We start from the raw sequence: 14417 nt of genomic DNA on the forward strand, positions 1-14417 counted from the left end.
CATGTTAAATTTTTATCCCGGTCCTTCCAAACTGCACGCAAATATTGACCTGCACCTGCAGCAAGCAATAACATCCGGCATACTGAGCATGAATCACAGAAGTATGGATTTTATGCAGTTGTATCAACAGGTCCAGGAAAATTTTGAACAGTTTTATGATCTGCCCAAAGATTATAAAGTCTATTTCACATCCGCTGCAACGGAATGCTGGACAATTCTTGCACAATCATTTCCGAACCGTTCTTTCCTGCATTTGTACAACGGTTCGTTTGGCAAAAAATGGATGGAAGTTTCCAAACAACTGGAAGTTGAACATACGTCTGTTGTTTTTGACATTCATGGAGAACTTCCGGTAACAGAAATCAATCCCGATACTGCTGCAGAAATTGTTTGTACTACGTTAGTAGAAACTTCTAACGGAACATTTTTATCAAAAGATATTCAGGCAGCCGTGCGTGAAACATTTTCAGACGCATTGATCGCTGTTGATGCAACCTCAGCATTGGCAGGCCTTTCCGTTACCTGGGAACATGCAGACATTTGGTTTGCATCTGTACAAAAATGTTTTGGATTACCTTCCGGCTTGGGCATATTAATTCTGTCCCCTACCGCACAACACACGGTTGAATTCAGGAGCAAAGATATTCACTACAATTCGCTGAAACGTATTGTTGAAAACGGCGCGTCTTTTCAAACAACACATACACCTAATATTTTGGGTATTTATTTATTAGCTCAACGGCTAAAAGAAATCGATGTCACTGAATTTTTCAACCGTAATGAACGCATGAATTATTTATACAATCATTTTTCTTCTCATCCATCGTTACAGCCGCTCATAATTGAAAAAAGCGTACAATCCGCTACGGTATTGACATTAAAAGGTGATGAAGAATATATCAAGCAAGTAAAAAAATCATTAAAGGCACAGGATATTATTATTGGTAGCGGTTATGGTGTCTGGAAAGAAAACACCATACGGCTTGCAAATTTCCCGGCACATACGGATGAAGATTTTAAAAAGCTGCTGCTGGTTATTTAATTATTTAACCTATAAAGTTTTTAAAAACCTTATAGGTTAAGATAAAAAGCTCTTAACACTTCGACAAACTGCGCGGTGTACTGTTTGTCGGCACTCCTTATAATAAAATTTTGTGTTTCATGATCCATGTGTTCCGTATCTTTCCTCAGATGCAGCACGTAGCGAATTAATTTTGTTTCGTTATCATACATTTCCTGAAAACGTTTCACGTTCAAACCTACCCGATTGGCAGCCTGAAAAAAATTAACTTCTTCGTAGATACTGATCAGTAAATACGCATCGCCAGACTGCTTTAACATAAAGCTGACAACCTGTATTAATTCATCAATCAGTAAATGTGACTGATGTAAAGCCATGTCTTTTGACGTATTGCCTGTCTTTAGTGATGCCGAAAAAAATGGCGGATTACAGACAATCAGATCGTATTGTTTAGTAGTGAATTTAAAATAATCCTGAATAGAACACGTATGTACATGTAATCGCTCATTCCACGGACTGTTAAAAAAATTATCTGTTGCCTGCTGTGCCGCATCTTTGTTCAATTCTACCGCATCAATATCCGCATTGCTGCGTTGCGCCAGCATCAGCGCCAACAATCCGGTGCCTGTACCAATATCTAAAATAGTATATGTTGAAGTAGTTACCGGAACCGTAGCACCAAATACACAGGAATCGGTACAGACTTTCATAGCGGTCTTATCCTGCTGTACTGTAAACTGTTTGAATTGAAACCAGGAATTTGACATGCCGGACTAAGACAAATGATTTTTATTCAACATACCATTTTCTGTTTCATAACCAAAATCAATCTGCTTGTTGGGGCCATCTGCAGCCTGCGTGGCAAGTACATCGCAGCGTTCATTTTCTATATTACCCGCATGACCCCGTACCCATTGAAACCGTATTTTATGTTTACTTGAAACATATAAATAACGTCTCCATAAGTCTTCGTTTTTTTTATCTTTAAAATTCTTTTTTACCCAACCCATCAGCCAGCCTTTTTCTACCGAATCAATCACATATTTAGAGTCTGAGTAGATCAGCACGTCATGCCCCGGATCTTTTAATGCTTCCAGCCCGGTAATTACAGCCAGAAGCTCCATACGGTTATTTGTGGTCATACGAAAGCCTCCGCTGATTTCTTTGCGGTGCTGCTTATATAATAATACTACACCAAAACCTCCCGGACCAGGATTGCCGCGCGATGAACCATCTGTATAAAGAGTAATCATGGTACGAAGGTAAGAAAAGTGCAGAGTTAAAAGTGTACGTGTAATTCGTTTTTTATGTATTCAGAAGTGTCTGTACAATTTCAGGATTATTCATTGCGCTCGTTAAATACAACTCCAAAGGCTGTAAGCTTTTGTAAGATAGGACCGTATAATTCTTTTGTAACAGGTATTACAACTCCGCGCAATGAAATACGATTGTGCAGAAATAAGTCGATCGCAATGGCAAGCGGTAAACCCACTGTCTTTGCCATAGCTGTGCGTTCTGCATCTTCCCCATCAACAACCAGACTGCTTTGTATGACATGTTTTTTTCCGTCTGCGTTGTATTTGATCCGGTGAATCATGACAATCCGGTCTTTATCTGCGGGCAGCATCTTCCATTTCTGTTCAATAATGGTTTGAAGAATCTGTGCAGCTGTACCAGCGCCCGTATAGATAGGGGTTTCGTTAAATAGCCCAAGTGCCTGAATGTATTTCAGCGCATCTGCATTGTTTGCACACCGGCCCGGTAACTCTTTCTCTAATACGGCATCGTCAACAGACAACATGTTTTTAAGAAAAGATCTTCCCGTGCGTGCAGGATCTTCCGGCAGCATGTTGGTATCGTCTGTAAGGCCCAGCTGAATAAGGCAATTCCAGCCAAAACAATAACCGGGATACCGTAATGTACCGCGCACAAACGTTCCGGCCTGCTCTAACGCATATAAACTGCGGTAGTTCAGCGAATCACGGTTCGGATAGCCTTCATATATTTGCTCTCCGGAAAGTTTCCAGGAAGAGGGTTGCATAAATAACTTGTTGTATGGAACAGACTGGATCGTTCCATCTTTCAGATATTGTGCAGGATTTCCCTGTCCGGCCAGGACCACATTACGAGGGTTCCAGGACACTTTATAGTTCCAGGGCGGATTTGTATAAGACGGATGTACAAGGCCTCCTGTAAAAGACTCAAACGATGTAATAGCTGCACCTCCTGATTTAAGTGTATCAATAAGTGAAAGCGCAGACATGTGATCAATGCCCGGATCAAGGCCGCATTCCATTAAAAAAAGCAGGTCGCGCTTTTTAGCCTCTTCATGTAATGCTTTTATTTCCGGGCTTACATACGATGCCGTAAAAAAATGTTTGTTCTGCTGTATACACAACTCTGCAACCATCAAGTGAAAAGCAGGCGGCAGCATAGATACAACCAGATCAGTGTCCCGGATACATGTTGCAATAGATTGCGGATTGATTTCAGACTGCATAAAATGTATGGCTGGAAATTCCTGCTGGCGGTTATCAATCAGTGCTTGCTGAAGATCAATTGCTTTTACCCGAATACCTGCCGGAATCAACACATCGTGCAGATATTTTAACAGATAATAGGTGGAGCGGCCAACACCGAGAATAAGGATTTGTTGCATACTTAAAGATAGAAAGTTTTATATTGTACGTTTTAAAAATTTAATCGTTTTGCCTGTAAGATTGAAATGTATCTGAATACATGGATCACACACACATTCTGTAAAAAGGATTCTTCAACAATAAAAAATAATCAAAAAAAAACCCTGACCGTTAGATCAGGGTTTTAATACTATTATAGAGCGGTTAATTACTTAACAACTACTAATTCAGTTTTAGCAGGCGTACCATCTAAAACGTACGTAACAGTATACATACCTTTAGCTAAAGAAGCTGTTTCGAATGCAGCAGAACCGTTAGCAGCAGATTTAGTAGCAATTTGCTTACCCATCATGTCAGATAAGATGATTGTTACGTTTGAATTGTTTTTCAAAGAAACTTCAGCTGTGAAAGCTTCAGTAGCCGGGTTAGGGAATACTTTTGTAGATTCAATGTTAGCCGCTGCAGAAGTTGTAGAAGTAACAATACCAGTTTTGTCTTTGCTAATCCATATATCAGTTATAGAGAAAGTTACTGATCCAGCACCGTTGTTTAACCCAGCGTTATTTACTGAGAATCCAATTTTGAAAAGAGAATCAGCAAAAGCTGCAGTCATATAGTGACCTGCTTTGTTGATTGGATCTCCATAAGCACCAATTGTGTTGCTGAAAGCAGACAATGGAATGCTGATTGTTTCATAGTTTCCACCTGGAGTTCCTGTTGCACGGTTAATAATATAACCCTGAACGTTAGCTGAATCTTTAGATTCTAATTGAACTTTAATGATTGGACCAGGGCTAGCACTTTTAATTTTAATATTGAAGAAATAATTAGCTAAAGATCCGCCTGAACCAGTAACGTTTGTTCCCCATGGCTGACCAACTTCTGGTTCGCTGTATGAACCACCACCAAAACCACCAACATAATATCCACCAACACCAGCAACTTGTGCTGAACGAGAACCTGTTGCTGTGATTGTTTGAACACCGCCAACAGTAACTGTATCAACAAACAATCCACCGTTTATAGCTGGAGGATTAGCTACGTTCGGATCGTTCGGATCAGAATCAGGAACACCAAAATTGTACGGTACACCAGTAATAGCAGAAGTACCAGTAGTTGAATTCCAAAGTACAATTTGATTTTGTGCGCTAGCAGTCATTACAGCTGCAAGCATTGATAAAGAAAGTAAAACTTTTTTCATACTAGTTTGAATTTATTTGTTTATTTAATTGTTGTCAATCCTATTTCAAATATAAAAATTTTCTGTCTATAATCCACTTTTCTATCAATAATATTCCACATTTTTTATTCAAAGTTGAAAAATAATGAAATCGTATTAGAAGACAGGCGTGATAAACTTGAACTATAGACATTTGGGTCATTATTTAAGAGATTTAATAAGCCATGTGAATAGCGTATTTCAGGAGAGAACTTAAATAACGGGCAATAAATATCCATCCCTACTCCCATATCCAGGCACAAATCAAACCCATTTGTCCGCAGATCTGTTGACTTCCGTTGTTTTTTCTTTGCGCCGGCTTCAATAGACGCTTTAAAACCACCGGTTACATAAAGCCTTGAATTATTTCTTCGCTGCGATTTGTATTTTAACAGCAAGGGAAACTCTACAAAAGTAGATTCAATGGTCTGTATTTCAGAAGTCTTTATGAAATCATATTGAATGCTTCTGCTGTAAAAACCCACCGTAGGAAGCAGTCTCAAATCGAAATGATCGTGCAGGCGCATATTTACAATAAAGCCTAAGGAAAAACCTGGTGTGTAGACAGGGGAAACACTTGTTACCGTATCACTAAAATAACTTTTAGAAACTTTATTCTGAAAGCCGGAACCGTTTATACCTAATGTAAAACCATAGTGCAATGCTTTATCATCATAAAAGGGCAGGTTTGTCCACCTTGGGTCTTGCGCCTGTACTTTCAGCACAATACATAGAGATAAAATGAAAAGAGATACCGATTTCATGAATACGTTTACAAATGCTATTGATTATTTTTTTCCAACATATGCTGTACAAACACCAAATGTATAGGGTTTGTAATGCTTGATGGTAAAACCTGTTTTTTCCAGAATGCTGCAAAATGCTTTTCCATCGGGAAAGGCATTTACCGAATCGGGTAAATAGGTGTACGCGGCTGAATCTTTAGAAATAAGTTTACCCACCGTTGGAAGGATGTTCTTAAAATAGAATTGATATACCTGTTTGAACGGTGCATTTTGTGGTTTTGAGAACTCCAGAACCATGATACTTCCAGCTGGTTTTAACACTCTGTGTATTTCTGCTAAACCGATTTCTAAGTGTTCAAAATTGCGTACTCCAAAAGAAACGATTACAGCATCAAAAGTATTGTCCGGGAAGTTGATTTTTTCTGAATCCCCTTTTTCCAGACGGATAATTTTGTCCAGATTTTTTTTAGCAATTTTACCTCTGCCTATCTGCAGCATATCTTCTGCAATGTCAATCCCTACAACAGATGTTGGTTTTAAACGTGTTGCAGCCTCTATAGCCAGGTCTGCCGTGCCTGTAGCAACATCCAGTATATGTGCAGGTTTGTCTTGTTTTAATAAGTTTAAGGCTTGTTTGCGCCAGATCTTATCGATACCTAAACTCAATACACGGTTTAATAAATCATATTTGGGGGAAATGTTGTTAAACATAAGCTCTACCTGCTCACGTTTACCACTTTCCATTTCCTGATAGGGCTTAACTGTTGCTGACATATGTGCAAATGTACAAAGAAATGTAGTAGTTTCTAATATTAGACGGAGGTATGGCGGCAAAAAAGCATTACTACTGTTCCTGCTTTTACGTTAGCGATCGGACGGCAAAAAAGCCGTCTGATCGCTAACGTCCATCCGTCCGACCGCTTTTTGGGCGGTCAGACGGATGGACTGAGATGAACACTATCGGTCTGACCGATAGTGTTCGCTAATCAATATCCTTCATCAAAATTAATGACTCCCAAAGATTCTTTCAAAAACAATTCTTTTGTTTCCGGTATTGCCAACAGATCATACGATATTTTATTATTAATCAAGTCTGGAAATGTTCTACTCAAATATTCCTTAAATGAAGAATACTCCCAATCTTGCATATGATCTACTAATCTTGCTTTAACGGATTCTGATGAATGTAATGAAAACAGGTAACTGCTTGCCCGATGCTTTTATTTAATAATTTGCTTTTCATTTTTTGTTGAAATAAAGATCCACTGTACCATATCTCTTATTCATACCTTGTGCATAAGAACTTTGGAGTGTTCCTAATTTCCGTGATAAGATCTTGCTTTTATTTTCATCGGTATCTTCTCTTACATAAAGAATAATATGATAATGATTAGGCATCAGGCAATATGCTGCGATATCTGCTATAGCGGCAATTTCCTTTTTCATTTTCTGTAAAAAATAAATGTAATTATCATTTTCAAGAAAAATCAGTTGTTTATTATTTCCACGATTGTACACGTGATAAAATTCACCCGGTAAAAAAATCATAGCGATACATTAAAAATTTATTTATAAAAATATTCATGATTACTTTACTAACGGCTGTCCCTCGCTGCTGATGTAAAGCCCGTTTGACGGCTACTCTTTAGTCAATTCATTAATATTTAAAATTATATCCTTTCCCTTACTCAGAACAGCAAAAACAATTCGATCGATGTAATATTATCATTCATTCTTACCAACCATCCGTCGGACCGCCAAAAAAACGGTCTGACGGATGGTTATTTCACTACAATCTGTACCCGTCTATTTTTAGCGCGTCCCTCAACTGTAGCATTCGTTTCAACAGGTTTTTCAGAGCCAAACGATTCCACTTTGATACGTGCGGCAGAAATACCTTTCGCTTTTAAATAAACAGCCGCTGCCTGTGCTCTTTTCTGAGAAAGTGCGTTATTGATTGCCGCTGAACCTAATGCATCTGCGTGGCCTGAGATATATACGTTTGCTTCTTTATGTGTATCCAGATAAATCCCCAGCTGATTCAATTCTGTTTTTGCTTCAGCATTAAGATCTGCACGGTTGCTTTCAAAATAAACGGTCTTGGCAATTTCTGCTGCAGCAATCGTTTTAATTGTATCTGTTACTTTATGAATGACAGAATCTTTAACCGCTGCCGTGTCGTGGATATTCAGTATGTAGAGTTGTTTATACACATAATGATCAAACTCATTGAGCGGTAAAACCAATGTATCTTTCAACAACGTATCCTTGCCTTGACTGATGTAAACCAGATAAGCATTATCGGATAATAATTCTGTTGTATATGTTCCATCGGCCAGTGTATTTACCTGAGTTTTTTGAGCTCCCTTCATGGCGCCTGCCATGGGTATGTACTGCATGGTAACATTTGGAAACGGCGTGCTGGTATCGCCTTTCATTACGGAGCCAAGCAGCTGAATATTTTTAACCGGTATTATTTCGTAAATATCTTTTTCTCCAAAACCGCCGGTTCTGTAAGATGACATAAATGCACGCTTTGTTTTAGCAGACAAGCAGAAGTATAAATCTTCATCGGGTGTATTGACAGGATAACCAAGGTTTACAGGTTTTTGCCACTGACCTGTTACTGAATCCAGTTCTGATTTAAAAATATCATACCCGCCCATAGATGTATGTCCTCTTGAACTGAAGTACATGGTTTTACCATCTGCAGAAATATACGGGGCGTCTTCATCTTCATCTGTATTGATTAGTGAAGACAAGGTCTGCGGTTTGCTCCAGGTGTTATCGTCCTTTTTCGTAATGAAACAAATATCCAGATCACCATTCTTTTTAAAATGATTGGTAGCGTAGTAGAGTGTTTTCCCATCTGCGGTCATAAAAGCATCGGATTCAAAATCTGCCGAATTAATTTCCTTTACAGGCACAGGCGTACTCCATGTTCCGGCATTTTTATGAGCCAGTAAAATATCTCCATCGTGTAAATAACTGTAGATAAAAATTTTAGTATCATTATCAAACAGCTGAATGGTAGCATCGTGTCCGCTTGTGTTCAAATGGAACAGTTCAGGTTTGCTCCATTCGCCTGTTGAATTTCTATAGGAATAAAAAATATCCTCGAACGGTTCACCATCGTGTTCTTCTTTTGCTTCTGTATTTGTTACCCTGCGGGAAGTAAAGAATAATAGGGTATCCGTATATGAAACAACAGGACTGTGATCTGAAAAGCTTGAATTAACCGCAGCACCTAAATTCTGGATCTTGTAATTTGCAGGATTGGCTACAAAATTGCGCGCGCATTTCAGTTGATATTTATATCGATCAGCTTCCTTGTATTGAATTTTGTTTTTTGATGTTTTCTGCTGAAAAGCAGTATAAAAAAAATCTGCCTGATCAAAATTGAAATTCAATTGATTTGCCCTGCCCAGCCAATAATAAAGATATTTATCGTAGGAAGAATCTTTTTGTAAAACCTTTTCGAAATTGATTAATGCCTGTTCTTTTGAATAGCGGAATAAATTACAAACACCGCTTTTATAAAGTGCCTGTATATTTTCAGGGTCCGTTTTCAGTACCTGATCATAATAAGGAGCAGCATTTTTATACTGTCCTTTTCTGTAACAGGTGTTGCCTTTGCGGAGCAACAGATTGATGTTTTGTGCGTAACTAAAACCTGAATAAAAAAACAAAATCGTACTGAAATAAAAAATCTTCTTATACGTGTTCATATTCAGGTTTAATTATTTTTTTAATATCTTAAATTCAGTTCTTCTGTTCAATTCACGTCCTTCCAGCTCATCGTCATTAGAAGCCAAAGGTCTTGATTCACCATATCCTTCAAATTTCAATCGGTTTTTTGAAATCCCTTTTGAAACAAGCCAGTTCACTACAGCCTGTGCACGCTTTCTCGACAATACCCTGTTATATTCGTCAGAACCTTTGCTGTCTGTGTGCCCGGAAATTTCAATTTCCATTTCCGGATTTTGTTTTAGTAACTGCAATAAATTATTTAGTTCTTTATTTGATGCAGACTTTAACGTTGCCTTATCAAAATCAAAGTAAATATTTCGCAATACATACACATTACCAACAGCTAGTTTTTTCAGTGCCAGGTTTTGCGTAATCTCCTGGCTGCTTGTTTTTTCTCCGGGTACAGAAAATGTTTTATTGATAAAGCCAAATTCTTCTTTCTCTGTTGAGAGGGTATAACTTGTAGCTGCTTCATTCTTTACTGTAAATGAATATAAGCCATCCGGACCAACATTTTTTTCTGCAATCAATTTGCCGTTTTCATCCGTTAACTGAACAACCGTTTGCATAGGCTTACCGGTTTCAGCATCTTTTACCACACCTTTGATTGTTATCGGAAGAAGTACGGCGGCAACAGTTGGAGCCGGCACTACATCAGCGATCGGTGCATCTAAATGCATGGCTTTCATTTTTTCAATCAACTTCGTCCGGTCTTCTCTCGGAGGCATGCTGATCATATAAATATCTTTTTCACCTACCCCATCATCTTTCGCTGACGCGTAATATCCGTGTCCCCCATCACCTGACAATACAAAGTTAATATCATCATCTGCTGAGTTAATCGGATATCCCATGTTTATCGGCTCTGTCCAATCTCCTTTGGTTGAATCATAATACGTCTTAAATATATCAAGACCTCCCATACCCTTATGCGCTCTGGAAGAAAAGTATAACGTCATACCATCAAAATCCATAAAAGGACTTTCATCATCCACTTCAGTATTAATTGTCGGGCCAAGATTGATCGGTTTTCCCCAGAAACCTTTATCATTCATTTTAACCATATACAAATCGAGTTTGCCATATCCCCCTTCGCGGTTACTGGCAAAAAACAATGTATTTCCATCAGGAGAAACAGCAGCAGCATTTTCTCTGTAGGTACGGCTGTTTACAGAACCTTCGATGGGTAATGGTTTTGACCAGGAACCGTCTGCACGCTGCTTGCAATAATAAATATCTCCGGCATTGTCATCCTTATAAATAAAAAGTTCAGAACCATCTGCAGACAATGCAATACTGGCATCGTGAAATTCTGTGTTAATGTTGCTGCCTATATTCTGTGGCGCACCCCATTGTCCGGCTATTTTCTTGGAAATATAAATGTCTTCATAGTACTGTCCGTTTTCATCAAAGGAACCACCTGTACTTCCTGGTCTTCTGGATGTAAAGATCATTACTTTTTCATCGGCAGAAATAACCGGAGCAAAATCAGAGTAAGGTGAATTAACAACGCTGCTAACCGATTGGATTTTGACATCTACCGGCTTTTCCATAAATTCTTTCCCGTTGGCGCATTCGTACAGCCTGCGGTCTATTTTCTTTAAAAAAGGATTGGAAGGATCTAATGTTGCGCGGTATTTCGTGAAATAATCTGCGGCTTCATCAAACCGGTGATTTTCCTGATAGGCAACACCCAGGTTAAACAAAATATCTTTATCAACTTTAGGATCTAATTTATAAGCACTTTCGAAGTAAGAAAGGCATTTGTGCGGATATTCGGATTTGAGGTATTGTACACCGATTTTATAATTCAGACTCGCATTTGTCTGATTTAACTTATATGCCTGTAAATATTGGTTTAACGCAGTTTTACTATCTCCGCTTGCAGCCGCAGCATCGCCTTCCTTTATATATTTTTTTTCATTTTGAGCCTGTGCAAAAACGATGTTTAGAAAAAATATACCTAAAAAAATACTTTTAGAAAATAATAATCTATAGTTAACTGACTTCATACGATTTAAAATTTCTAGAAATAATCTACATTTCTACTATAACACAAACTTAAATGTAAACGTTACGTTTGATTAATACAATTTTTAGAAAAAAGTTTATTTAGCAGATGCAATTCTTAAAATGAATAAAAATTCAATAAATGAAAGGTATGGCATAATTTTAGTAAATTGTATGCCCAAATAGTAAAACAATACCATGAAAATGAATGCAAAATTCATCAGTAGTTATGATGATTATCAAAAATGTCCTGAAATAACGAAACCTGAATATGCATTTATTGGGCGCTCAAATGTGGGTAAATCATCGTTAATCAATTCGTTGACAGGAGTTAAGAATCTGGCTATGACCTCTTCCAAACCTGGTAAAACACAATTGATCAACCTGTTTACCATTGAGGAAACGTGGATTCTGGCCGATTTACCGGGGTATGGATTTGCCAAAGCGAGCCAATCCAGCAGAATCAAATGGGGCCGCATGGTACATGATTATCTGAAAAACCGTACGAACCTTACCACCGTATTCTTATTGGTAGATTCGCGGCATGAGCCAATGAAATCTGATCTGGAGCAGATTACCTGGCTGGCGAGCAATGGTATCCCGTTCAGTTTAATCTTTACTAAAATTGATAAACAGTCTCTTACCCAAACCAATAAGATTCTGGCAAGCTGGACAAAAGTTTTAAGTGAAAATTGGGAAGAATTACCTAAAATGTTTTTAACTTCTTCTGAATCCGGGAAAGGTACAGAAGAACTGTTAACCTACATAGACGAAATCAACAAACAGATTGCAAATTAAACACAATAATTACAACGTTTTTTCATATCATTGTAAACTAAACCGTAATCGATTATAGAGTATGAAACAGTTCCTATTTGTTCTAGCTATCAGCCTGGTTGCTTTTATTTCTTATAAAGAAATTCAGGCACAAACAGCTCCTACTAAAGTTGTTCCGGCAGCTCAATATTATGAAGGAGGCCAAACAGCTATGTATGAATTTATTAATTCACATGTTTTGTATCCGGCCGTAGCAAAAAGAAACAGAATTCAGGGAGAATGCATCATTGGCGGTGTATTAGAAGCTGACGGTACAATGACCAATGTAACAGTTGTAAAAAACATTGGCGGCGGTTGCGGTGAAGAAGCGGCACGTGTAGTAAAGTTATTGAAATTCCGTGCACCGGGTTTTAAATCTCAAACCAGCATACCCGTATATTTCAAATTATAAATAATTTAAGTCAACATTCATTTTCGAATATTTAATACAATGGAATTAAGAGAAGTAGCAGCAGTATCAGGTAGAGGTGGTTTATTTAAAATACTTAAACCAACTAAAAATGGTGTCATTTTAGAAGCGATCGATCCATCTAAAAAACGTTTTGTAGCTGGCGCAAATGAAAGAGTTTCTATTTTAAATGAGATCTCTATCTACACAACAGATAAAGATGGTTCAGTTCCATTAGAATCCGTATTGCATAAAATACATGCTAAGTATGGCGCAGATACTAAAATTACTGGTAAGTCTTCCAATGATGAATTAGGTAATTTCTTAAGCTCAATCCTTCCGGAATACGACCGTGAAAAAGTGTACCATTCTGACATTAAAAAATTAGCAAACTGGTATGCAATTTTACAGGCAAATTTCCCTGAACTGTTAGTTGCTAAAAAAGAAGCGGCTCCTAAAACAGAAGCAAAACCTGCTGAAGCGAAAGAAGAGAAAGTTAAAGCTGTTAAAGAAGAAAAAGCTGAAGCTCCTGCGCCTGCTGCGAAGAAGGCTGCTGCTAAAAAAGTGAAAGAAGTTTCAGAAGAAGCAACTGAAAAGCCTGCAGCTAAAAAAGCAGCTGCTAAAAAAACTGCGAAAGCAAAAGGTGAATAATTCCATCGAAATATTTGATATTAAAATACCAGAACATCCGGAAGCAAATACTCCGGATGTTTCTCTTTTTAAGGCCAACCTGAAAAAACAGATTCATTTTTTATTGGAAAAAGATCCTTCCACCTTATGGAATGGCCTGTACCGGATTGATGTATCAGAAAATAGAGTCAAGGAAATTTTTTCCGGCGTACCGGATAGCGCAGATGTTGCAGAAAAACTTTGCGAACTGGTGGTTGAACGCTTAATCCAAAAGATGCATTTCAGAAGAAAATATTCTCAGAACTCAGACGAAACGCTTTAACGTTTCGCGCACAGAGGCAACATACCAGCCTCCGAATAAATTCACATGCACAAGCAACGGATACAGATTATAAATATCTGCACGTGTGTCAAAAAAACCTTTATCTAACGGCAGTACTTCGCTGTAAGCTGCATAAAACTCATCTTCAAAACCACCGAAGAGTTTAGTGAAAGCAATTTCAATTTCCCTGTTTCCATAATAGGTTGCCGGATCAACCAGACAAACTGTTCCGGCCTGGTTTAAGGTGAAATTGCCGCTCCACAGATCTCCATGCAGCAACGTTGGCCGTGACTGTGTAAGCAAGTCCGGCAAGCGGTCTGAAAGCTTGCTGATCATGCCAACAATCTCCGTTCCCAATACCTTCTCCGCTTTTTTAGCTTGCGGCCAGATGCGTTCATTAACAAAAAAATCAACCCAGTTACTGTTCTGTTTGTTTGATTGAGGCAATGAACCTATATAGTTATCGTATTCCAGACCAAAGGTATTGCCTGTGACTCTATGCAATTCAGAAAGTGTGCGTCCAAAATCTGACCAGAAATCAGCTACTCTTCTCCCCGGTTCAATTAATTTTAAAATAAAATAGCTTACGTGATCAATCGTTCCGTAACCAACAACTTCAGGCGTATTTGAAGGAAGTACTTTTCGTAACAATTCTAAGTTCTTTACTTCCTTTTCAAACATATCTACCAGACCTGCGCGATTGGTCTTTATAAAGAAATTTCCCTGCGAAGATTTTACAGCAAACGCTCTGCTGGTATTGCCTCCGCCAATGGGACGTACTTCATTGACTATTACATCCGTACCGATAACGTGGATTAATAAGGACTCAATGGCTTCTTTATTCATTTGGATACA

Annotated in this window: 15 protein-coding genes; 5 read left to right on the forward strand and 10 right to left on the reverse strand. The window is 38.2% G+C overall.

The genetic code is table 11. The features are described 5' to 3' along the window. Position 1: 1 nt before the first annotated feature. The gene (locus tag CHU_RS13160; RefSeq protein WP_011586065.1) at positions 2-1042 is read left to right on the forward strand and encodes an aminotransferase class V-fold PLP-dependent enzyme; all 1041 of its coding nucleotides are present in this window, start codon (positions 2-4) and stop codon (positions 1040-1042) included. Positions 1043-1071: 29 nt separating this feature from the next. Here the strand turns inward: CHU_RS13160 and CHU_RS13165 are convergent, their stop codons facing one another. From CHU_RS13165 to CHU_RS13205, 9 genes are all read right to left on the reverse strand, one after another. After that, positions 1072-1788: a tRNA1(Val) (adenine(37)-N6)-methyltransferase gene (locus CHU_RS13165; protein ID WP_011586066.1), complete on the reverse strand. Its 717-nt coding sequence runs from the start codon at positions 1786-1788 to the stop codon at positions 1072-1074. 6 nt (positions 1789-1794) lie between these two features. After that, positions 1795-2274 (reverse strand): ribonuclease HI, encoded by a 480-nt coding sequence (rnhA, locus tag CHU_RS13170; protein WP_011586067.1) that lies wholly within the window; start codon positions 2272-2274, stop codon positions 1795-1797. Positions 2275-2360: 86 nt separating this feature from the next. Beyond that, positions 2361-3680, reverse strand: coding sequence for a saccharopine dehydrogenase family protein (locus tag CHU_RS13175; RefSeq protein ID WP_011586068.1), 1320 nt, complete (start codon positions 3678-3680; stop codon positions 2361-2363). 188 nt (positions 3681-3868) lie between these two features. Next, positions 3869-4861: a T9SS type A sorting domain-containing protein gene (locus tag CHU_RS13180; protein WP_011586069.1), complete on the reverse strand. Its 993-nt coding sequence runs from the start codon at positions 4859-4861 to the stop codon at positions 3869-3871. Positions 4862-4965: 104 nt separating this feature from the next. Further along, complete coding sequence (locus CHU_RS13185; RefSeq protein ID WP_011586070.1) at positions 4966-5643, reverse strand: type IX secretion system protein SprT; 678 nt, start codon at positions 5641-5643, stop codon at positions 4966-4968. A 24-nt stretch (positions 5644-5667) separates the two neighbouring features. Continuing rightward, positions 5668-6399: a bifunctional demethylmenaquinone methyltransferase/2-methoxy-6-polyprenyl-1,4-benzoquinol methylase UbiE gene (gene ubiE / locus CHU_RS13190; protein ID WP_011586071.1), complete on the reverse strand. Its 732-nt coding sequence runs from the start codon at positions 6397-6399 to the stop codon at positions 5668-5670. Between the two features lie 465 nt (positions 6400-6864). Continuing rightward, on the reverse strand, positions 6865-7071 hold the full coding sequence (locus CHU_RS18945) for a hypothetical protein (protein ID WP_143144015.1): 207 nt from the start codon (positions 7069-7071) through the stop codon (positions 6865-6867). A gap of 335 nt (positions 7072-7406) precedes the next feature. Further along, positions 7407-9353, reverse strand: a complete 1947-nt coding sequence (locus tag CHU_RS13200; protein ID WP_011586074.1) for an OmpA family protein — start codon at positions 9351-9353, stop codon at positions 7407-7409. Positions 9354-9365: 12 nt separating this feature from the next. Further along, positions 9366-11387: an OmpA family protein gene (locus CHU_RS13205; RefSeq protein WP_011586075.1), complete on the reverse strand. Its 2022-nt coding sequence runs from the start codon at positions 11385-11387 to the stop codon at positions 9366-9368. 196 nt (positions 11388-11583) lie between these two features. Here CHU_RS13205 and yihA point away from each other — a divergent pair, with 196 nt between their 5' ends. The 4 genes from yihA (at position 11584) to CHU_RS13225 (ending at position 13562) form a co-directional block, all read left to right on the forward strand. Next, positions 11584-12183 (forward strand): ribosome biogenesis GTP-binding protein YihA/YsxC, encoded by a 600-nt coding sequence (gene yihA, locus CHU_RS13210; protein WP_011586076.1) that lies wholly within the window; start codon positions 11584-11586, stop codon positions 12181-12183. Between the two features lie 61 nt (positions 12184-12244). Next, on the forward strand, positions 12245-12613 hold the full coding sequence (locus tag CHU_RS13215) for an energy transducer TonB (protein ID WP_011586077.1): 369 nt from the start codon (positions 12245-12247) through the stop codon (positions 12611-12613). 39 nt (positions 12614-12652) lie between these two features. Continuing rightward, the gene (locus CHU_RS13220) at positions 12653-13261 is read left to right on the forward strand and encodes a DUF5606 family protein (RefSeq protein WP_011586078.1); all 609 of its coding nucleotides are present in this window, start codon (positions 12653-12655) and stop codon (positions 13259-13261) included. Then, the gene (locus tag CHU_RS13225; protein ID WP_011586079.1) at positions 13254-13562 is read left to right on the forward strand and encodes a hypothetical protein; all 309 of its coding nucleotides are present in this window, start codon (positions 13254-13256) and stop codon (positions 13560-13562) included. Before CHU_RS13220 ends, CHU_RS13225 begins: the two co-directional genes overlap by 8 nt. On the opposite strand, the gene CHU_RS13230 is transcribed toward CHU_RS13225, so the two are convergent. After that, a complete protein-coding gene (locus tag CHU_RS13230) occupies positions 13545-14408 on the reverse strand; it encodes a fructosamine kinase family protein (RefSeq protein ID WP_041932392.1) in 864 nt (287 codons plus the stop codon). The two genes, CHU_RS13225 and CHU_RS13230, sit on opposite strands and share 18 nt — an antisense overlap. Positions 14409-14417: the final 9 nt, after the last annotated feature.

The organism is Cytophaga hutchinsonii ATCC 33406 (genome assembly GCF_000014145.1).
In the GTDB taxonomy this organism is placed as follows: Bacteria; Bacteroidota; Bacteroidia; order Cytophagales; family Cytophagaceae; genus Cytophaga; species Cytophaga hutchinsonii.